Source organism: Chryseobacterium sp. 2P (assembly GCF_059579425.1).
Window position 1 is genome coordinate 2,262,864 of record NZ_CM184194.1, and the last position, 20,023, is coordinate 2,282,886.

19 protein-coding genes are annotated in these 20,023 nt (G+C 35.0%); 4 read left to right on the forward strand and 15 right to left on the reverse strand.

Annotated features, from left to right (window positions below):
• Positions 1 to 191 precede the first annotated feature (191 nt).
• The 4 genes from AC52CF_RS10365 to AC52CF_RS10380 all read right to left on the reverse strand — a co-directional run bounded on the left by AC52CF_RS10365 (position 192) and on the right by AC52CF_RS10380 (position 2,680).
• Entirely contained in the window at positions 192 to 692 is a 501-nt protein-coding gene (locus tag AC52CF_RS10365; RefSeq protein WP_496518157.1) for an endonuclease V, read from the reverse strand.
• Between the two features lie 64 nt (positions 693 to 756).
• The gene (locus AC52CF_RS10370) at positions 757 to 1,119 is read right to left on the reverse strand and encodes a VOC family protein (protein ID WP_496518158.1); all 363 of its coding nucleotides are present in this window, start codon (positions 1,117 to 1,119) and stop codon (positions 757 to 759) included.
• A gap of 1 nt (position 1,120) precedes the next feature.
• Positions 1,121 to 1,558, reverse strand: coding sequence for a GNAT family N-acetyltransferase (locus tag AC52CF_RS10375; protein WP_496518159.1), 438 nt, complete (start codon positions 1,556 to 1,558; stop codon positions 1,121 to 1,123).
• A 75-nt stretch (positions 1,559 to 1,633) separates the two neighbouring features.
• A complete protein-coding gene (locus AC52CF_RS10380) occupies positions 1,634 to 2,680 on the reverse strand; it encodes a M28 family metallopeptidase (RefSeq protein WP_496518160.1) in 1,047 nt (348 codons plus the stop codon).
• A gap of 88 nt (positions 2,681 to 2,768) precedes the next feature.
• Here AC52CF_RS10380 and AC52CF_RS10385 point away from each other — a divergent pair, with 88 nt between their 5' ends.
• Positions 2,769 to 3,908: an aminotransferase class I/II-fold pyridoxal phosphate-dependent enzyme gene (locus AC52CF_RS10385; RefSeq protein WP_496518161.1), complete on the forward strand. Its 1,140-nt coding sequence runs from the start codon at positions 2,769 to 2,771 to the stop codon at positions 3,906 to 3,908.
• Between the two features lie 172 nt (positions 3,909 to 4,080).
• On the opposite strand, the gene AC52CF_RS10390 is transcribed toward AC52CF_RS10385, so the two are convergent.
• The 4 genes from AC52CF_RS10390 to AC52CF_RS10405 form a co-directional block, all read right to left on the reverse strand.
• Positions 4,081 to 6,807 carry a sodium-translocating pyrophosphatase gene (locus tag AC52CF_RS10390; RefSeq protein WP_496518162.1) on the reverse strand — a complete coding sequence of 909 codons (2,727 nt, stop codon included), beginning with the start codon at positions 6,805 to 6,807 and terminating at the stop codon, positions 4,081 to 4,083.
• 625 nt (positions 6,808 to 7,432) lie between these two features.
• The gene (locus AC52CF_RS10395) at positions 7,433 to 8,044 is read right to left on the reverse strand and encodes an inorganic pyrophosphatase (protein ID WP_214589666.1); all 612 of its coding nucleotides are present in this window, start codon (positions 8,042 to 8,044) and stop codon (positions 7,433 to 7,435) included.
• Positions 8,045 to 8,066: 22 nt separating this feature from the next.
• The gene (locus tag AC52CF_RS10400; RefSeq protein ID WP_214589665.1) at positions 8,067 to 8,579 is read right to left on the reverse strand and encodes a DUF7935 family protein; all 513 of its coding nucleotides are present in this window, start codon (positions 8,577 to 8,579) and stop codon (positions 8,067 to 8,069) included.
• Between the two features lie 32 nt (positions 8,580 to 8,611).
• A complete protein-coding gene (locus AC52CF_RS10405) occupies positions 8,612 to 9,721 on the reverse strand; it encodes a hypothetical protein (protein WP_336733983.1) in 1,110 nt (369 codons plus the stop codon).
• A gap of 131 nt (positions 9,722 to 9,852) precedes the next feature.
• Here AC52CF_RS10405 and AC52CF_RS10410 point away from each other — a divergent pair, with 131 nt between their 5' ends.
• A complete protein-coding gene (locus tag AC52CF_RS10410; protein ID WP_235130881.1) occupies positions 9,853 to 10,647 on the forward strand; it encodes a hypothetical protein in 795 nt (264 codons plus the stop codon).
• Positions 10,634 to 12,481: a S8 family peptidase gene (locus tag AC52CF_RS10415; RefSeq protein WP_496518163.1), complete on the forward strand. Its 1,848-nt coding sequence runs from the start codon at positions 10,634 to 10,636 to the stop codon at positions 12,479 to 12,481. The genes AC52CF_RS10410 and AC52CF_RS10415 overlap by 14 nt, the downstream gene beginning before the upstream one ends.
• Positions 12,482 to 12,533: 52 nt before the next feature.
• On the opposite strand, the gene AC52CF_RS10420 is transcribed toward AC52CF_RS10415, so the two are convergent.
• The 7 genes from AC52CF_RS10420 to pdhA form a co-directional block, all read right to left on the reverse strand.
• Positions 12,534 to 13,424, reverse strand: a complete 891-nt coding sequence (locus tag AC52CF_RS10420; RefSeq protein WP_496518164.1) for a hypothetical protein — start codon at positions 13,422 to 13,424, stop codon at positions 12,534 to 12,536.
• Entirely contained in the window at positions 13,421 to 14,098 is a 678-nt protein-coding gene (radC, locus tag AC52CF_RS10425; protein WP_214589660.1) for a RadC family protein, read from the reverse strand. The genes AC52CF_RS10420 and radC overlap by 4 nt, the downstream gene beginning before the upstream one ends.
• Positions 14,099 to 14,117: 19 nt before the next feature.
• Positions 14,118 to 14,699, reverse strand: coding sequence for a murein L,D-transpeptidase catalytic domain-containing protein (locus tag AC52CF_RS10430; RefSeq protein WP_336733203.1), 582 nt, complete (start codon positions 14,697 to 14,699; stop codon positions 14,118 to 14,120).
• 11 nt (positions 14,700 to 14,710) lie between these two features.
• The gene (locus AC52CF_RS10435) at positions 14,711 to 15,379 is read right to left on the reverse strand and encodes an ABC transporter ATP-binding protein (RefSeq protein ID WP_087709976.1); all 669 of its coding nucleotides are present in this window, start codon (positions 15,377 to 15,379) and stop codon (positions 14,711 to 14,713) included.
• A gap of 60 nt (positions 15,380 to 15,439) precedes the next feature.
• The gene (locus AC52CF_RS10440) at positions 15,440 to 16,435 is read right to left on the reverse strand and encodes a bile acid:sodium symporter (protein WP_496518165.1); all 996 of its coding nucleotides are present in this window, start codon (positions 16,433 to 16,435) and stop codon (positions 15,440 to 15,442) included.
• A gap of 124 nt (positions 16,436 to 16,559) precedes the next feature.
• On the reverse strand, positions 16,560 to 18,179 hold the full coding sequence (locus AC52CF_RS10445; protein ID WP_496518166.1) for a dihydrolipoyl dehydrogenase family protein: 1,620 nt from the start codon (positions 18,177 to 18,179) through the stop codon (positions 16,560 to 16,562).
• A 108-nt stretch (positions 18,180 to 18,287) separates the two neighbouring features.
• Positions 18,288 to 19,289, reverse strand: a complete 1,002-nt coding sequence (gene pdhA / locus AC52CF_RS10450; protein ID WP_076390342.1) for a pyruvate dehydrogenase (acetyl-transferring) E1 component subunit alpha — start codon at positions 19,287 to 19,289, stop codon at positions 18,288 to 18,290.
• A gap of 127 nt (positions 19,290 to 19,416) precedes the next feature.
• Between pdhA and AC52CF_RS10455 the strand changes: the two genes are divergently transcribed.
• Positions 19,417 to 20,019, forward strand: coding sequence for a phosphatase PAP2 family protein (locus AC52CF_RS10455; protein ID WP_214589655.1), 603 nt, complete (start codon positions 19,417 to 19,419; stop codon positions 20,017 to 20,019).
• Positions 20,020 to 20,023 lie beyond the last annotated feature (4 nt).

The following is a 20,023-nucleotide window of genomic DNA, read 5'->3' on the forward strand; positions in this document are numbered from 1 at the left end:
GACTTTATTGGGTTTATTTAAAGTATTTCAAAAGTCTGCAAAGTGAAAAATCTTTGATTTTTTTTAACTTATGTACTCTTTTTTCATTTAAGTATTAAACTTAGAAACTAAAGTGTTTAAATCTTTGCTTATTTTGTGGTAAAAAGTTTAAACAAATTTTAGGTGTTTTAGTCGTTGAAAATTAAAATATTTTAACTTCGGGAAAGCTGATCTAATTTTTTAAGCAATGTCGGAATTCTGAAATTTCCGTGCATCTGTTCGACTTTTCGTTTAATTTCATCTACATCTGCTCCTTTTGCAGTCAGAAATAAGGGAGTCTTACTTTCTCCGCGATAAACTGCTCTTCTTCGTGAATCCGGACTGTTAAAACCGTTCTTTGCAATTCCGACCACCGTAAATTTTTGGTCTAAAGCTTCGTAAAGATGTCCTCCAAGCCCTATTTTCCCTTCTTCATCTAAAGTTACATAACCATCAATAATGATAATATCATCTTCTTTAAGGTCTATTTGATGTAAAAGACTGAGAATACAGGGTAATTCTCTTTTATAAAAGGCTCCGCTTTCGTATTCTGAGGTAATTGCTGTTTTCTCAGTGAAAACTGCTGTTTCATGTTCAGCATCCCAATCCTGAAAAGCTAAACAAACTGTATGGGCGTAGTCATCGTAATAATACGTATCGAAAGCGTAAATCATTCTTCGTCTTGTCGTTGATTATTGTTTTTAAATAATGGTAAAATTTTCTCTTTACTCCAATTGATTAGAAAAATTCTCCGAAATGCCACAAAACTCCGCAAGGATCATAAACAAAACATTCTTTGCCCCAATCCATCGTTCTCACAGGAACTATTTTTACTTTTTCGTATTTCTCCGGAAGATTTAAACTGATAAGTTCCTGATAAAATTCGTCTGTATTTTCAACTTCCACAAAAAGCATGGTATTATCAATCCAGTCTTTTACATAGGCATCCTGAAGATAAAAAGCAGTCTCATTCCATTTAAACAGAGACATTTTAGCATTCAGAATCACTTCTTCAAAACCCAGATCACGGTAAAAACGCCTGCTGGTTTCAAAGTTTTCAGAGCCTATAAAAGGACGCATTGATTTTATATTCTGTTTCATATTATCTGTTTTTCCAGTAATTATAAGTCATTTCAAATTTTATTTCATTCTTTCTGTGAACTCCGTTTTCTGTCCATCCGGATTTTCTGTAGAATATCTCAGCTCTTGTATTTGGAGAAGTGCTCAGCCAGATTTTCTCATTCGTCTGAACAAAATACCAATTCAGCAAGGTGTCGTGAAGTTTTCTGCCGATTCCTTGATTCTCAAATTCCGGATGAACAAAAAGCGCCCAGATACTTTTTTCTTTCATATCTACAATTCCGAATCCCACAATTCTGTCATTATCTTCACAAACCCAGCCCTTCCCCCTGTTAAAGAGAAAATCCTCACAATCCTGATCTGTCACAAGATTGGGATCAGATAACATGTTTTCTTTAACCGAATTTCTTACGATCTGGATCTGTGGAATATCTTTCCACTCAGCTTCACGGATTTTCATGCAAATTTTAATTTAACTAAAAAGGCAAACCGCTGATCTGCTAATTTGCCTTTTATATTGTATTTTTTAATTCAATTATTTCTTATCAACAACGATTCTGTCTGGTCTGTTGGCGATTTCCCAAGCGGTTGTGAAAACTAACTGGGTTCTTTTAGCCAGCAGATTGTAGTCGATTTTCTCTACATCATCCGTTGGTTTGTGGTAATCTTCGTGGATGCCGTCAAAGAAAAATGCTACCGGAACATTATTTTTAGCAAAATTATAGTGATCTGATCTGTAATACAGTCTTTCCGTATCATTCGGATCATCATACTTATAATTCAGCTCAAGATTGTTGGTCTTTTTGTTTGCCGCTTCATTAATTACTTTTAACTGAGAACTCAGCATTTCAGATCCAATGACATATACATACTGTTTTCCTCTGTTTTCAGGATCATCACGACCGATCATATCGATATTTAAATCTACAACCGTATTGACCAGAGGAAAAACAGGATTATCCGTATAAAATTCAGAACCAAATAAACCATGCTCCTCTCCCGTTACGTGAAGGAATAAAATGGATCTTTTCGGACCGTTTCCTGCTTTTTTAGCTGCCTGAAAAGCTTTTGCAATCTCCATTACCGCAACCGTTCCGCTTCCGTCGTCGTCTGCTCCGTTGTAAACCACTCCGTTTCTCGTTCCCACGTGATCGTAATGACCGGAGATCACCACAATTTCTTCTGGTTTTTCAGATCCTTCGATAAAGGCTAAAATATTTTCGGAATCAGGAAGATTTCCGCCACCTCTTTTCTTCATAAAATCTGCCGGAACCTTTTGATAGTAAGATCCTAAAGCTTTGGGATAAGAAATTCCCAAGCCTTTATAGTAATTCACCATGTATTCTCCTGCTCTTTTCTGTCCCGGACTTCCCGTATCTCTTCCCTCCATTTCATCGGAAGCAATAACGTATAAGTTTTTCTTTAGATCTTCTGCCTTAATTTCCTTATACGCAGCCAAAAAAGCTTTATCACCTTTTGCGACAGACGAAGATTGGGTTCCTCCTGCATCGGCTGCATTTTTTGCCGTTCCGCAGCTTACCAGTACAGCAAGTGAAAATAGTGGAATGAATAATTTTCTCATTATGGAATAATTTGCCTAAAAATAACAAAAAATATTTAATCTTTTACGGATTGCTATTTTTCTTATATTTGAAATAAATGCAAAAAGTATGGAGAATATCTACGGATTCAATCAATACTCTTTTTTTACCGAAATGTCTGAACTGGCTGTTAAAAACAACAGCTTTGATCTTTCTTTGGGCTTACCGGATTTTGATATCGACCACCGTTTGAGGGAGTACCTGAAAGAAGCTGCTGATCTCAATATTCATCATTATGAACCACTTGCAGGAAATCCTCTGTTGATAGAAAATGTAATTCGTTTTAATTTCAACAGAAAAAACAGCATAAGATTGCAACAAAATGAAGTAACAATCGTTCCCTGTGCAACCTTTGCTTTATATACTTCCCTTAAATCTATTCTGAATCAGGGAGATGAAGTTATTGTCATTCAGCCATCCTATTATACGTATGGCCCATCCATTTTCCTGAATGGAGGAACTCCTGTTTATTATGATATTGACAATGATTTTTTGATAAATTGGGAAAAACTGCAAAATTGTATTTCTGAAAAAACAAAAGCCATCATTGTAAATTCTCCACAAAATCCAACCGGAAAAATATGGTCTGAAAGCGACTGGAATCAATTATACAGCATTATTAAACATCAGGAAATTTATCTGATTTCGGAAGAGATTTACGATACGTATTGTTTTGACGGAAAGGAACATTACAGTTCGTTTCTTCATCCTGAACTCAAAAAAAGAACCTTCTGCATTTTTTCTTTTGGAAAAATGTTTCATTCTACCGGATGGAAAGTCGGCTATCTTTTGGCACCTGAAGAATTAACGGCGAAATTCCGTTGTCATCAACAGTATATTTCCTACAGTGCAAACGCGCCCTGTCAGTACGCAATAGCCAAATATCTGGAAGTATTTGATTCTTCACAGAACCAGATTTTAATGCAAAAAAAACGCGATCTTTTTAATGAACTGATTCAAGAAACACGTTTCATTGTGGAACAAAAAGCAGAAGGTGCCGTTTTTCAAATCGTGAATTTCAGAAGCGTTTCGAAAACAATGACGGATGTAGAATTCTCAAAATGGCTGACCATCGAAAAGAAAGTATCATGTCTGCCTTTATCTGCTTTCTACAATTCCAGAAAGAATTCAGATTATGTACGATTCAGTTTTGCTAAGAATGATGATCTGATTATTGATGCGCTTGAGTATTTAAAAAAGCATCTTTAAAATTACTGTAAGCGTAAAGATCTTCACCTTTTTTAGATTTCTCCTTTGTCGAAATGACAGCATGAAATATTTTGTTTCGTTGATTGAGCAGATTTCTTGGCAAGAAAATTTAAATGATATTTAAAACAAAAGCACCGCATGATGCAGTGCTTTCAATATTCAAAGTTGATTTTTACAGAGACAAAACTCTTACATCAATTCTTCTGTTTTTTGCCATACATTCGTCCGTATCGTTGGCTGCGCAAACAGGATGCTGAGAACCGTATCCTTCTGCTTCCACCCTGTCTCCTGAAATTCCCAGTTCAAGCAGTTTCAGTTTTGCGGTCTGAGCTCTCAGATTGGAAAGTTTCTGATTGCTTTCTTCATTTCCTGAATTATCGGTGTAGCCTCCCAATTTGATCTTTAAAGTTGGATAAGCATTCATAATTTCAACTAAATTTAATAACTGAACTTCCGAACCTGCTTTTAAATCACTGGAACCTGTCTCAAAGTAAAGATTTTCTATCGTAAACCATTTATTCGGATCCAAAACTCCCTGATCTTTATTCTTAACTGAATTAACCATTTGGTACAACTGGCTTCCTTCTCCTATTTTTATTTTCTTTCCGCCTTTTAGTTCTATTTCCTGAATATTTCCTGTGTCATAAACAAAATCTCCGCTTTCATTAACATAGCCTTTTATTTCCTGCGGAACAACGGCTGTTGATCCTGTCTGATTAGTTAATGAAACTGCTGAAACTCCTGTTAAAGCTTCAATTTTAGCTTTTCTGTTAGCCTCAATTTTATCTTTATGCATTACTGCCAATGTAGGAGCAATTACGAGAGAAACAATAGACATCAGTTTGATCAGAATATTCATTGAAGGTCCTGAAGTATCTTTGAACGGATCTCCTACCGTATCTCCCGTTACAGAAGCTTTATGAGGTTCAGAACCTTTATAATACGTCTGTCCATTGATATCCACTCCTTTTTCGAAAGATTTCTTTGCATTGTCCCAAGCTCCGCCTGCATTATTCTGGAACATTCCCATTAAAACACCGCTTACTGTAGCTCCGGCAAGAAAACCTCCCAGAACTTCAGGTCCGAAAATAAATCCGATGAGCAAAGGGGAAACGATGGCAATAGCTCCCGGAAGCATCATTTTTCTGATGGAGGCATCGGTGGATATGGCCACACATTTTTCATATTCAGGCTGTGCTTTTCCTTCTAAAATTCCCGGAATTTCGCGGAACTGTCTTCTTACTTCTTCTACCATTGCCATTGCAGCCTGTCCCACTGCGGTAATTGCCAATGATGAAAAGATAAACGGAATCATTCCGCCGACAAATAATCCGGCAAGAACATCGGCTCTGTAAATATCAATTCCGTCAATTCCTGCAATTCCAACAAAAGCCGCGAATAAAGCTAAAGCCGTTAAAGCAGCAGAAGCGATTGCAAAACCTTTTCCTGTGGCTGCCGTTGTATTGCCTACTGCATCAAGGATATCCGTTCTCTCACGAACTTCTTTGGGAAGTTCACTCATTTCGGCAATTCCTCCTGCGTTATCTGCAATAGGTCCGAAAGCGTCAATAGCCAGCTGCATGGCCGTTGTTGCCATCATTCCGGCTGCTGCGATGGCTACACCATATAATCCTGCGCAAAGATATGATCCGTAAATTCCGCCTGCCAAAACAATAATCGGAAGCAGTGTAGATTCCATTCCTACAGAAAGACCTCCGATAATATTGGTGGCATGACCTGTCGAAGATTGTCTGACGATGCTCGAAACCGGTCTCTTTCCCATTGCCGTGTAATATTCTGTAATGATACTCATTAAAGTACCTACAACCAATCCTACCATAATTGCCCCAAAAACGCCCATTTTAGAGAATTCATGTCCTCGGAGAACCATTTTGTCGGGCAAGATATAATTTACCAAAAAATAAGCAGCTACCGCCGTAATCACAATACTTCCCCAGTTTCCCAGGTTTAAAGCATTCTGCACACTTGAGGTGGAAGATCCTTCACTATCATTAATACGGACAAACAGGGTTCCTATTATTGAAAAAATAATTCCTGTTCCCGCTATAAGCATGGGAAGAAGTATCGGGGCAAAACCGCCGAAAGAATCCTGAGAAATGGTTTCTCTTCCCAAAACCATAGTTGCCAGTACCGTTGCCACGTAAGAGCCAAACAAATCAGCTCCCATTCCTGCAACGTCACCTACGTTATCTCCTACGTTATCTGCAATGGTTGCGGGATTTCGGGGATCATCCTCCGGAATTCCGGCTTCAACTTTTCCCACTAAATCGGCTCCCACATCCGCTGCTTTTGTGTAGATTCCTCCTCCTACTCTTGCAAAAAGCGCTATAGACTCAGCTCCCAGAGAAAATCCTGTAAGAATTTCAATCGTTCTTTCCATTTCGTGGGAATCTACGGTCGCATCCGGTGCAAAAATCTGTTTAATAATTAAGAACAATGCTCCCAATCCTAAAACCGCTAATCCAGCGACTCCCATTCCCATTACGGAACCTCCAGTAAAAGAAACTTTTAAAGCCTTTGAAAGAGATGTTTTCGCAGCCTGTGCTGTTCTTACATTGGATTTTGTGGCGATTTTCATTCCGATAAAACCTGCCGATGCGGAAAATATAGCTCCAACTATAAAGGCAATCCCGATACTCCAGTGGGAGTTGGCATTACTCATCCCCATCACCGCTAAAAGAATCGCTACCACAACTACGAAATAGGTTAAAATCCTGTACTCGGCTTTTAGAAAAGCCATCGCACCGTCAGCAATATGTCCGCTGATAATTTTCATTTTTTCATTTCCGGCATCCTGCTTACTTACCCAGTTACTTTGGATGAAAGTATACAGTAAGGCAATGACACCAAAAATTGGTACTAACACAAATAGATCCATAGTTTAATATTTTTTTGGTAATAGATTATTAAATATAACGAATAATTTCTATGGATTATGTTAAAATATTTATAAGTATTTCAAAATTAGCAGTTAAACGATTAAACGGATTGAATTTATTATGTTTAAATTTTGAATAACTGTTATGTAAATTGAGTTATTAATTTTTTAATGCAATCTGCGGAAAATCAATGGCATTTCATTCAGTCAATGATGACAAATATATTTGATAGACAAAATTAAAAGGACTTTTGAGGGATTTTTATCATTCATAAATGTTACAGCTGAAAACCTCATAGGTTTTTAAAACCTATGAGGTTTGGTTTGTATGATATTAAAAGTAATAATGATTAGCCCTGATTGAAACGACATCCTTTTTTGTTGCGGGCGGAGAGAAGCGGAGCTCGTAACAAAAAAGATACAGTGAAAAGCAGGAAACAGCTCCTAAAAAATTAAAATTTATTACTGATAATATTTCTGTTCATTAAAAACTGATAATATTTCTGTTCTTTATTGTTGTCGAAAGGTGTGATTTCTGAATTTCCAATAAAAATAGAAAACGATCAAAAAGAAAAAGGATAAACGAAACCGTCTATCCTTTACTTTTATCTGAAATTTGAGAATTTTATCCTCCGTATTTGTTTGAATAATCGTCCTGAGAAGCTTTGATTACCTTTTTAGCATGTTCTGCTCCGTAAACTTCCTGAATTCTGCATTTTGCAGGCTCATCCGGTAAGTTCTTGTAAGTAAGGAAGTAGTGCATTAATCGTTTCACTTCTGCTTCCGGCAATTCTGAAATATCTCTGAAATGTCCGAATGCGTGATCGCCGATCATTACGGCAACAATTTTATCATCTGCTTCTCCTCCGTCGATCATTTTGAAACCTCCGATTGGAATAGCTTCCATTAACAAACCTCCTGCGTGAATGTTGTGAGAGCTTAAAACACAGATGTCAAGCGGATCGTGATCTCCCATCGTAACATCTGTAGCACCTCTTTCAACCGCTAAGTTCATTACTGCAGTGTCACAATATGTTCTTGGAACAAAACCGTATAATGCCGGGATAATATTTGAGAATTTCTGAGGCCGGTCTACCTTTAAAAATCCTGTTTCTTTATCTACTTCGTATTTAATAGTGTCTGAAGGAACGATCTCCACGAAAACATTGACAACATTTGGCGCATCTTCTCCTGCAGAAATTCCGTGCCATGGATGTGCTTTAAAATTTGGAATCATTATTTAAAATTTATTTTTTTAGTTAAGCTATTATTAAAATTTCTTTTCTTAAATCTTCAATGGTCATAGAAATATAATCTTCTCCTTCCATATAATTCATCAGAAAAATGGTTTTGAACTCATCAAGGCTTGCATTACCGTTGATTCCTTCGTAAGTTCTGTGAAGAAGTTCTATAACTGCGTTTTTTGACTCGACAATATTTTTCCACGAATTTTTAGTGATGTACAATTGCTGGGAAGCGTTGTAATCGAATTCTTCATTGATCGCTTTTTCGGTAAGAAAAATAAATTCATGGACTGCAAGACCTTTATCGAACCTCTGGATAAGATTGGACGGTTTTAATCTTTCCATAAATAGCGTCATTCTTTCGTAAGACTGGGTTTTATTTTCGGAATTGGACTTTACGGAAAGTAATCTGATTTCCTGCTCTTTAAGTTTAATATAAGTAAATACAAACTGTCTCAGCAAAACCAGAAAAGGTATTGCAATAATCAATGCGAAAGCATAGGGTAAATATCCTGAAAAACTTGTCATAATTTGAGGTAGCAAAATTAGTAATTATTTGGCTATTTTTCTATAGTATCAGCTAATATTTGTTTTTTCGAATTCTGATACGCAATTAACGACAAAATTATAATTAAGTAAAACCCAACCATCATTCTGTTTACTAATGTCGGAAACATTATGAAACGTAATGAAACAGTAAGATAAACAGCAACATACAGACCTAAAAAAATTAAACTTTTTCTGTTTTTACTAATGATTAATCTATAATCTAAAATAATAATGATAAAAATTAGCAGTAACGGGAAGTAAGATGTATTCCATTCAAACAGTATTTTTCCTTTCACACAGTTTAAATATTCACGAAAATTAAATACATCGGGATTTGAGATCGGATACAACTGAACTTTTGTAAACTGGTTCATAAACAAAACAGACCACGGGATCTGGTTAAAATATTGTATGATTGCGAAAGTTAATGTAAAATAGCCAACTGAAAATAAAATTTCTTTTGATTGAAATTTAAAATCCTTTCTGAAAAAGTATAATAGTACAGATAGAAATGTATAAAAAATAAAATATTCAGGCCTTGTAAGAATACATAAAATTCCAAATATTGAAGAAACAAAAAGATTTCTTTTCATTAATACAAAATAAAAACTAAGTAATAAAAGTAATGTAGAAAAGCCATCCGGAGTAGCATGTCTTGAGGTATCTAAGAGAGGTTTGAATAATGAAATCAAAATGGTTAAAATAAAAGCCTGATAATTATTTTTAAGTATTTTTATTAAAAAAATAAAAATCAGGATTACGATTAAGACATAGGAAATAATAGTGATAAGAAAAGTAGATGTTGAAGCCGAAAATCCAAATTTAAAAAAGACTGAGTTTATTAAATTGTAAAACGGTTTTACTGTAAATAACTGAAGTTCTTCCTCATACATTTTTGGATTTTCAGATAAATTCTTATAATAACTGTTATCTCCGATCGCTTCCTCTTTCCTTTCCATATTTACCTTACCTACATCCGGATCTTTTTCTTTAAGTTCACTATAAACTTTTTTATGGATCTCTTCAATTTTCATATCAGGGAAATTAGCTTTATATACTAATCCCATGTAAGCTTCAATATCTGAATTGTAATATTGATGTGTATAGAGATAATATGTCATTAAACATAAATAAAGTGATAGTAGAAATTTAATGATTTTATTATTTTTAATTAACATTTTAAGTATTGTTTGGTAATTTAATTTTTATAGATTTACAAAGCTATAACAAAATAAAAAATAATCTTTTAATCATGAAAAAAACAATTATCTTAATTGCCCTTGCAATTAATGCAATCTCTACAGCTCAATCTTGGAATTTAAATGGCAACTCTGGAACAGTACCCGGAACAAACTACATTGGAACTTCTGATAATCAAGACCTTGTACTAAAAACCAATAATCAAGAAAGATTAAGAGTGAACTCTAGCGGAAATATTGGACTAGCCGGAGCTCCCGCAAACGATATTGCTCTAAAAGTATCGGGACGAACCCAAGTTCTAACTAATATTCTAAGCGACACCTTTTATGTAGGAAACGAAGGAGCTAATCATGACAATGGAAATTCTCTTGTTTTTCTTCGATACACACAATATCAGCCAAATAATCCAGGAATCATTGACGTAGCAGGATGGGGAACTTCTGCAGCATATGGATGGATTATGTCATTAAGAGCAAACGGTAAACTTTTTTTGGGCACTAATCCAAATAACTCTTGTACAGATTGTAATGATTACCGTCTTTTTGTAAAAGATGGAATTAGAACCGAAAAAGTAAAAGTAGATATAGCTTCATCAAATGGATGGGCAGATTATGTTTTTGATGACAGTTATAAATTAATGGATTTAAACAGTTTGGAAAATTATATTAAAACCAATAAACATCTTCCAGAAGTTCCATCAACTGATGAAGCAATAAAAAATGGTATTGAATTAAAAGAAATGAACATTCTTTTGTTAAAAAAAGTAGAAGAATTAACGCTTTATGTAATACAACAGCAAAAGGAGATTCAAAAACTTAAAAATACTGTTAAAAATGATGAAAAATAAAGTACTTCCAATATTATTATTTGCAACATCGTTTTTATTTGGACAGAATAAACTTTATTATGTTGAAATTCCTGATGAAAACAATGTTCCAAAAATAACAACAATTGATGGAAAAACCGTTATATCACATAATGATATACAAGTAAGAGATATCTTTTCCAAACATGGAGTCATCAATTTAGAGAAGGCTTTCCCTACATCAAAAATGCCTTACCTAAGGACCATCTATTTATTAGAAACTAAAAGTGCAGGTTTAATTAGTGACTTAAATAAGTATAAACAATATTTTCCTTACACTGAAGAAACTTATAAAGGAGAAACCTTACTTTATACACCCAATGACTATGATTTGATAGATCCTGTTTATCATCATAGAAATTTTGATTTGATTAATCTTAGAACAGCATGGGATTATAGTACTGGTGATCCAAATTTTAATATTGGGATTTCTGATAGCGGAATTAATACTACTCATGAAGACTTACAAGGAAAAGTAACAATGCTTACAAATGTAAGCGATTGGCATGGAACTTCGGTTGCAGGAATTGCCGCGGCAGCTACAGATAACAATATTGGTATGGCTGGAATTGGCTTTAATTCAAAAGTATTATTTAAATATATGTATGATGGGGCAATGATGAATACTTTGCTTGTTTTATCACAAAATGGCGCAAGAGTAGTAAATGCTAGTTGGTATAATTCATGCAGTTATAGTTCAATAGATCAGCTTGTTATTGACGAAGTTCATCAGAACGGAACAGTTATCGTTGTTGCTGCTGGAAATGGTGGAACTTGTGGAGGTCCGGATAATTATGTTTATCCTGCAAGTTATAATCATGTAATAAGTGTTTCATCAGTGGGTTTTGCAAAAGTTGGAAATGTTGCCTGCTGTGGATCTGGTGCAGGACTTCCTTTCAATTGGGAAGATCGTGTTGGAATTGGTCCAGGTGTAAATAATGATAGACATCAGACAAATGATATGGTAGATTTGAGAGCTCCAGGTTATGATGTGGTTTCGCTATTCGATCCAAATTACAATAATCAAGGAACAAAATATACCCATATTTACGGAACATCAATTGCAGCACCACAAGTTTCGGGAGTTGTTAGTTTAATGTTAACTGCAAATAGTTGTTTAAATACTGAAGAGGTTGAAACAATCTTAAAACTTACTTCAGCCCGACTAGATAACATTCAGGAGAATCAACCCTATCTAGGAAAACTTGGTGCAGGAAGAATTGATGCCGGTGAAGCTACAAAAATTGCATGGCAAATGAATCCTGCAAATGGAGGTGAAGTATTAATAAAGAATAGAAACTTTGAAAAATGGGACTTTGAACTTACAAATTCTCCCGAATCTATAAGAATTCAAAATGAAAGTTTTACACAAAATGCCAATGTTAAATTTAAAGCCAAGAAAAGCATTATTTTAGATACAAATACAGTTCTAGAGCCAGGAAATGGAAAAAGTCATTATTTTTACATAGAAAATCAAAATACTTGTTTTAATTTTAATCCTAACCAAAATAAATCTTTAGATACCGGAAAAATAGCTAAAAACAGCTCTTCAAAAATAGTTGAAATTAAGAATGAAGATATTACGCTCTATCCAATTCCTGCTAAAGACAATCTATTTATTAAAACAACTATAGAATTAAAAAATAGTACAATTAAAATATTTGATATAAGTAACAGATTAGTGCTTGAAAACAAAATCTCTATCATAAACACTGCATTAGTAGATATTTCAAACTTATTAAAAGGTACTTATTTTATTGAGATTACTAATGAGAATTCTAAGTTAAAATATTTCAAAAAATTCGTTAAGGAATAAAAATATAATTTTATAAACAGAAAGATCGCTTCTTGAATTTGAAGCGATTTTTTTACTGCCTGAAAAAACTCTTTATAACTTGCTTTTTTGAGTTAAAGATAACAGGATAGCTCTTCAATTCCGGACGAAAACCTCTGAAAAACTCTTCAATAGCGGGAATATCACTTCCTTCAAAATCAAAGATTTTAGTCTGTATATTCTTACGAATTACATTGTCTATAATAAATGAAGACCCTGATAATTTAATATGATCTTTATCATTAAAAGTACCCAGCAAAGCAATCGTTTTATCGTCACTATAGACGGCTATAAGATTGATAATCGCAGTACCATAAAAAAAAGCTTTTAATTTTAAATAACCTGCTTTTTCCAGGTCTGTAAAAATCTGCAGAAAGCTATTTTTATCCTTTTCATTTTTCGCACCAATCAGATTTCTTGAAATAAATTCCCAAGCATTAAATATAGAAACATCTCTCACTTCAGATTTTTGTAAAACATCATCATCAAGCCTTAATTTTCTCTTTCTCTTAGGAGAGTATTTCTGTCTTACAATTTCATAATTATCCGGATAAATAAGGAAATTTTTTCTCCTTTTTAATAATTTACTAAAGGTATTTTTATCATTAAAACCATAATACCAGATATTATATTTTCTTTCTAAAAAACTTAAAAAAAGATCGTTAATTTTAACATCATCGATATTCGAAAAAACACCTAATTGCTGACAAAGTTTAGGATTAATTACAATTTTAAATCCTAATTTTTTTACAAAAGGAACAGGCATTACTGCTTCATAGTCATTATAAACAAGCAATTCCCACTGCTTTCCAGAAGTAATATCCAAAAAATCCTTGGTAGCGGAATATTTCCGTTGTACAGCATTCTCAAGACACTTAGAATATTTCTCAAAATCTATTTCATTATATTTCAATCTTCTAATCATAATAATCCTTCATCTGAGAAACTGAAATACGAATTTTGGGTAATAATCAAATGATCCAGGAGCTGAATATTCAATGTTTTTCCCGCTTCTGTTATTTTTTTGGTAATATCGATATCTTCCCTGCTTGGCTTTAAGTTTCCCGAAGGATGATTGTGCGCAATGATAATTCCTGTTGAAAAATGGTCTAATGCCGTTTTAAACAAGACGCGTATATCCACAATCGATTGATTAATTCCTCCTTGTGTAAGCTGGGCAAGATGAATGACTCTGTTGCTCTGATTCAGAAAAATTGCCCAAAATGCCTCTGTCCGAAGATCCGACAAATGATTTCTGAAAATCTGATATGCTCCATCACTTCCTGAAATCACGGGTTTTTCAGGGATTTCCTGACTTGCTCTTCTTCTTCCGATCTCCAAAGCAGTAATAATGGAAATAGCTTTTACCTCTCCCACTCCCTTAAATTTCATTAAATCTTTTAAAGACAGAAGACTTAACTGATGCCAGTTGTTATTAACAGAGGCTAAAATTTTTCTTGCCAGTTCAATTGCCGTTTCATCCCTGCTTCCGCTTCCCATGATGATGGCAAGCAGTTCAGAATCAGAAAGCGAACTTTTACCTTTCCGTAAAAATTTTTCTCTCGGTCTGTCGTCTTCAGCAAGGAGTTTAATGCGCATTTTGTTAGTTTAAATAAAATTAGTAAAAAGCATATAAAATAATCGCTTCCTTTGAGCCGTCAATAAACTTAGAAGTTTCGTTGAATGCATTTTTAGAAAGCATGGGACATCCAAAACTTAAACAGGCAGGATTTGCAGATTCTTTGTCGGGAATACAATAATAAGAATGCAATACAATTGCTCTGGCTCTTGCATTGCTGTTCGTTTCGTCCAGACCATTTAATCGATAGGCTTTTCCAAATTTTCCGGAATAACTTTCCTTGATTTCGTATTTTCCTAAAGAAGATTGGTGAGAACCATCAACATTGCTAAATTTCAACGCAGAAGAATTTTTAACAACAGATCCGTCGCCGTGAGCAACAATTGCTTTCTGCAGGATTTTATTGTTCTTCAGGTCGTAAACGAAATAACGGTACTTTCCTGAATGAATTTTAAAATTGATAAAAACAGCAAGGTTCTGATTGTAATTTTTTCCTTTAATAAAATTCTTTAGTTCTAAAATTCTGGATTTTGGCAATATTTCGGTATTACTTGAAGCCTGAGAATCAAATTTGGTACATGAAATAAAGAAAAGAAATAAAAAAATAAAGGGTTTCATCATTTGCGGAAGTTTTATTCGATAATCATTCCGTCTTTCATTACCAGTTTCCGGTCTGTAATTTCCGCTAAATTCGGGTTATGCGTAACGATCACAAAAGTCTGGTTGTATTTATCTCTAAGATCAAAAAACAACCTGTGAAGATCATCTGCATTTTTCGAATCTAAATTTCCGGTAGGTTCATCTGCAAAAATGATTTTCGGCGAGTTGATTAAAGCTCTTGCCACCGCTACTCTTTGCGCTTCACCACCTGAAAGCTGGTTGGGTTTGTGGTGCAGTCGCTGTTCAATCTTTAAATCTTCAAACAGAGCATATGCCTTTTCTATAGCTTCTTTTTCATTGGCTCCTGCTATTTTTGTCGGTAATAAAACGTTTTCTAAAGCTGTAAACTCCGGCAACAACTGATGGAACTGAAATACAAAACCAATATTCTGGTTTCTGAATTTAGAAAGCTGCTTATCATTCATATTGATAAAAGATTCTCCGGCAATTTCAATTTCCGTATCAAACTTATTGGAAGTCGTTGGCTGATCCAGTGTTCCCAGAATCTGCAAAAGTGTAGATTTTCCGGCTCCGGATTCTCCCACAATTGAAACCACCTCTCCTGTTTTGATGTGAATATCAACTCCTTTCAGTACTTCTAAATTCCCATAAAATTTATGGATATTCCTTGCTTTAATCATGATTCAAAAATAGTGAATTGATTTAAATCTGAAAAGCAATAAAAATATAATTTACAGCGACTATCCATTTTCCAGTCGATATTTTTTCTCAATTTTATTGGCAAGCCAGCTCACGTAAAATAACTGAAAACTATGATAAATCATTACAGGAAGCAGAAACAGCACTTTCTGATCTTCCGGAATCCCCAAAACCATGACAAAAAGGCTTCCATGAACAAGGGATTTCTTTGATCCGCAGAAGGTAGCTGTGATGGTATCTTCTCTTTTAAAATGAAGCCTTCCGGAAATTAATTTTAAAATTCCGTATACCGAGAAAAATAAAGTGATAACACTGACAGCAATAATCAGGAATACTGAAGAAGGAACTGAGACAAATACATTTTGTGAAAACGCTTCCGAGAAACTTTCGTAGACAATGAGTAAAATGATCATTTTATCAAATTCCGCAATAATTTTCGCATACTTTGTCACCCAGTTTTTCAATAACGGATTTAAAATTAACCCTAAAATGATCGGCAGTAAAACTTTAAGCAACAATTGCTGAATAATTTCTGCGTTATTAATATTTTCCTGATCCGGTTGTATAAAAAAGCTCATCAGTAAAGGAGTCATGACAATTCCGATGATTCCTGAAATAGAGGCATTGAAAATAGCCGAAGTTACATTTCCTTTTGCAATAGAAACCATTACAACGGACGAAGATACGGTAGAAGGCAGACTTGCCAGGAAAAATATGGAAAGCCACGTCACAAAAAATTCGGTATCTTTTACAAAGCCATAAAACAAAAATGCAAGCAGCGGAAAAATAATAAATGTTCCCGCCTGAACCAAAAGGTGAAGTTTCCAGTTGGAAATATCTTTAATAATTTCTTTAATATTCAGTTTTAATCCATAAAGAAGAAAGATCGCTGCAATTCCCCAATCGATAAACATAGATAAGTTAAAATACTGACTGTATTCGCTTCTGAAAGGAATGAGTTTACCTGCTGCAACCATTACGATCAGCAATAAAAGAAAAATATTTTGTTTGTCTAATTTTAGTGTAATTAACTTCATTTTTAAAAACCTGCAAGGATCATTCTAAAATTTATTTATACAAATTAAAATCACCTTAAAATTAAAAAAGGTTTACCGAATTTGTTCCGGTAAACCTTTTTAAGTTGTATATCTAAACAGAAAATTACAGTAACAATGTTAAAGGACTTTCCAGATATGTTTTTAAAGTCTGTAAGAACTGTGCTCCTGTAGCACCGTCTACGACTCTGTGATCGCAAGCCAATGAAAGCTTCATGATGTTTCCAACTACGATTTGTCCGTTTTTCACAACAGGTTTCTCGATGATGGCTCCTACAGAAAGGATTGCCGAGTTTGGCTGATTGATGATGCTTGTAAATGTTTCGATTCCGAACATTCCCAGGTTTGAAATAGAGAAGGTAGAACCTTCCATTTCGTTCGCTTTAAGACCTTTGTTTTTCGCTCTTGAAGCCATATCTTTTACCGCAGCAGAAATCTGCGTGTAGTTCATCTGGTCTGTATTCTTAAGAACAGGAACTACCAATCCGTCCGGAATTGCAACCGCTACCCCAATATTGATGTTTCCTCTGTGAATGATCTTATCTCCTGCCCAGCTTGAATTTACCTGCGGATGTTTTCTTAAAGCAACAGCAGTCGCCTTAATAATCATATCATTGAAAGAAATTTTGGTATCCGGTAAAGAATTGATCTCTTTTCTTGCCTCGATCGCTTTATCCATGTTGATTTCCACCATCAGGTAATAGTGAGGCGCAGAGAATTTACTTTCGGAAAGACGTTTTGCAATTACGTTTCTTACCTGTGAGTTTGGAGTTTCTGTATCTTCACCCTGTACGAAGCTTAATGCAACCTGAGCCGCCGCAGGACTTGCAGAAGAAGCTGAAGCCGCTGGTTTAGCCGCAGAAGGCTGATAATTTTCAATATCTTTTTTAACGATTCTTCCGTTTTCTCCGGAACCCTGAATACTGTTGATATCAACTCCTTTATCCTGAGCCATTTTCTTCGCTAAAGGAGAAATGGCAACTCTGTCTGTAGAGGAATGATCCACAGCCGGAGCCGATTTTTCTTCTGCTTTAGCCTCAGTTTTTTGTTCAGCCGGTTTTTCTGATGATGAAGCAGCCGCTTTTGGAGCTCCAACTCCTGAAACATCTGTTCCTTCAGGTCCGATAATTGCCAAAACGGAATCTACCGGAGCAGCACCTCCTTCTTCAACACCCTGCTTCAACAATACTCCGTTGAACTCAGATTCGAAATCCTGAACGGCTTTATCTGTCTCGATTTCAGCAAGAAGATCACCTTCTTTTACGGTATCGCCAACATTTTTGTGCCATTTCGCAACTTTACCTTCCGTCATTGTGTCCGAAAGTCTTGGCATGGTAATTACTTCCACACCTGCAGGAATTTCCGCAGAAGTTTGTTCCACACTGGTAGAACTGTTTTCAGTTTTAGATTCTTCTTCTGTTTTTTTCTCTTCAGAACCGCCCTGAGCCGGAGCAGCTGCACCGCCTGTAAGTCCTGAAATATCTTCTCCTTCATTACCGATAATTGCCAGAACAGAATCTACCGCTGCTGCATTACCTTCTTCCACTCCGATATATAAAAGAGTTCCTTCCATTTCAGATTCAAAATCCTGAACCGCTTTATCTGTTTCAATTTCAGCTAAGATATCGCCTTCCTTTACTTTATCACCTACTTTTTTATGCCATTTTGCCACTTTTCCTTCCGTCATTGTATCGGAAAGACGTGGCATTGTAATTACTTCTGCCATAATTTTTTATAATTTGAAAATTTGGGATTTTATGAATTTGAAAATTAAAAAAGAAATGGTAATAAATCATTTTCAAATTTTCAAACTTTCAAACCGATTTATTATCTTTTAGTTTTCTAATTTGTCTAAGAACGGATAGTCTTCCTGAGCATATACATACTCGTAGATCTTCTCTGCATCAGGATAAGGAGAATTTTCCATAAATTCTATGCACTCTTCCACGAAATCTCTGGATTTGTTATCCATCGCTTCCAATTCCTCTTCTGTTGCCCAGCTGTTAGCCAAAATTCTCTGCTTAATCAACTCGATAGGATCATCATTTTTGTGAAGCGCAACTTCATCTTTAGATCTGTATGGTTCTGCATCAGACATAGAGTGTCCTCTGTAACGGTATGTTCTTGCTTCAATAAAAGTAGGTCCGTCTCCTCTTCTTGCTCTTTCAATTGCTTCATAAGCCGCTTCAGCCACTTTTTCAGGGTCCATTGCATCTACTGCAAGGCAAGGCATTTCGTAACCTAATCCTAATTTATAAATATCTTCGTGGTTTGCTGTTCTTTTAACAGAAGTTCCCATCGCATACTGATTATTTTCTACAACGAAAATTACCGGAAGCTTCCAGTTCATCGCCATGTTAAACGTTTCATGTAATGAACCCTGTCTAGCCGCTCCATCTCCGAAGAAACAGATATTCACCGCTTTTCTGTCGAAGTATTTGTCTGCAAAAGCAATACCTGCTCCCAAAGGAATCTGACCACCTACAATACCGTGACCACCGTAAAATCTGTGCTCTTTGCTGAAAATGTGCATAGATCCGCCCATTCCTCCGGAAGTACCTGTAGCTTTACCACAAAGTTCCGCCATGATTCTTTTAGGATCCACTCCCATAGCCATTGGATGGATATGGCATCTGTAAGCAGTGATCATACTATCTTTAGTTAAATCCATTGCATGCGTAAAACCTGCAGGGATTGCTTCCTGACCGTTATACAAATGTAAAAAACCTCTGATTTTTTGTTTTAGATAAAGAGAACGGCATTTGTCTTCAAACCTTCTCCACATTGTCATATCTTCATACCACTTCAGGTATACCTCTTTAGAAAATTCTTTCATGTGTTGAGCTCTTGCTTATTTATTATGAAATAGTTGAGCAAAATTATAAAAAAAACTTCATTTTTATTGTATACATACCAATTGTTTTTTTGCTTATAGTATTATATTTACATCATCAAACGTTAACATGGAAGAAAAACAGCCTTCATTATTACATAAAATATCAAGAGTTATTTCAGATTTTTTTAATCCTCTGTTGTCTTTATTTATATTTTTCGTCTACATGAGTTTTCTGAAATACACTCTTAAAGAATCCATTCTATCATTCCTTCCTATATTAATAATAGTTATTGCTCCCGTCATTATCTGGCTGATCTGGAATGTAAAAACGGGCAGATATACCAATATGGATGTTTCCAACAGAGTTCAGAGGAAAACCTTATACATTTTTATTGGAATTTGTGTGGTTTCCTATATAGCTTATCATTATTTCAGAAACGGGCAGATCGATTTTGTTATGCTTTTTATTCTGATATTGCTTTTCGCACTGCAGATCAGCAACTATTTCATAAAAAGCTCGATGCATACAGCATTTAATATATTTGTAGCCGCTTTATTTTTTGCACTGAATACCACAATGGGAATCATTTGGTTAGGCATTGCAACACTCGTAGGAATTACACGAATTATCCTGAAAAGACACACTCCAAAAGAGGTGTTTATGGGAGCCGGAATTGCTTTTATAGTATCTTTTCTTTACCTTTATTGCCATATTCAGTTTCAACAATAAGAAT

What these genes read in the sequence shown, in the direction of transcription:
- AC52CF_RS10370 (WP_496518158.1), bottom strand. Translation starts at nt 1,119, where the DNA reads ATGAAACAGAATATAAAATCAATGCGTCCTTTTATAGGCTCTGAAAAC.
- AC52CF_RS10445 (WP_496518166.1), bottom strand. Translation starts at nt 18,179, where the DNA reads ATGGCAGAAGTAATTACAATGCCACGTCTTTCCGATACAATGACGGAA.
- AC52CF_RS10375 (WP_496518159.1), bottom strand. Translation starts at nt 1,558, where the DNA reads ATGAAAATCCGTGAAGCTGAGTGGAAAGATATTCCACAGATCCAGATC.
- AC52CF_RS10415 (WP_496518163.1), top strand. Translation starts at nt 10,634, where the DNA reads ATGATGAAAAATAAAGTACTTCCAATATTATTATTTGCAACATCGTTT.
- AC52CF_RS10400 (WP_214589665.1), bottom strand. Translation starts at nt 8,579, where the DNA reads ATGACAAGTTTTTCAGGATATTTACCCTATGCTTTCGCATTGATTATT.
- AC52CF_RS10380 (WP_496518160.1), bottom strand. Translation starts at nt 2,680, where the DNA reads ATGAGAAAATTATTCATTCCACTATTTTCACTTGCTGTACTGGTAAGC.
- AC52CF_RS10390 (WP_496518162.1), bottom strand. Translation starts at nt 6,807, where the DNA reads ATGGATCTATTTGTGTTAGTACCAATTTTTGGTGTCATTGCCTTACTG.
- AC52CF_RS10440 (WP_496518165.1), bottom strand. Translation starts at nt 16,435, where the DNA reads ATGAAGTTAATTACACTAAAATTAGACAAACAAAATATTTTTCTTTTA.
- pdhA (WP_076390342.1), bottom strand. Translation starts at nt 19,289, where the DNA reads ATGAAAGAATTTTCTAAAGAGGTATACCTGAAGTGGTATGAAGATATG.
- AC52CF_RS10365 (WP_496518157.1), bottom strand. Translation starts at nt 692, where the DNA reads ATGATTTACGCTTTCGATACGTATTATTACGATGACTACGCCCATACA.
- AC52CF_RS10455 (WP_214589655.1), top strand. Translation starts at nt 19,417, where the DNA reads ATGGAAGAAAAACAGCCTTCATTATTACATAAAATATCAAGAGTTATT.
- AC52CF_RS10385 (WP_496518161.1), top strand. Translation starts at nt 2,769, where the DNA reads ATGGAGAATATCTACGGATTCAATCAATACTCTTTTTTTACCGAAATG.
- AC52CF_RS10410 (WP_235130881.1), top strand. Translation starts at nt 9,853, where the DNA reads ATGAAAAAAACAATTATCTTAATTGCCCTTGCAATTAATGCAATCTCT.
- AC52CF_RS10435 (WP_087709976.1), bottom strand. Translation starts at nt 15,379, where the DNA reads ATGATTAAAGCAAGGAATATCCATAAATTTTATGGGAATTTAGAAGTA.
- AC52CF_RS10420 (WP_496518164.1), bottom strand. Translation starts at nt 13,424, where the DNA reads ATGATTAGAAGATTGAAATATAATGAAATAGATTTTGAGAAATATTCT.
- AC52CF_RS10430 (WP_336733203.1), bottom strand. Translation starts at nt 14,699, where the DNA reads ATGATGAAACCCTTTATTTTTTTATTTCTTTTCTTTATTTCATGTACC.
- AC52CF_RS10405 (WP_336733983.1), bottom strand. Translation starts at nt 9,721, where the DNA reads ATGACATATTATCTCTATACACATCAATATTACAATTCAGATATTGAA.
- AC52CF_RS10395 (WP_214589666.1), bottom strand. Translation starts at nt 8,044, where the DNA reads ATGATTCCAAATTTTAAAGCACATCCATGGCACGGAATTTCTGCAGGA.
- radC (WP_214589660.1), bottom strand. Translation starts at nt 14,098, where the DNA reads ATGCGCATTAAACTCCTTGCTGAAGACGACAGACCGAGAGAAAAATTT.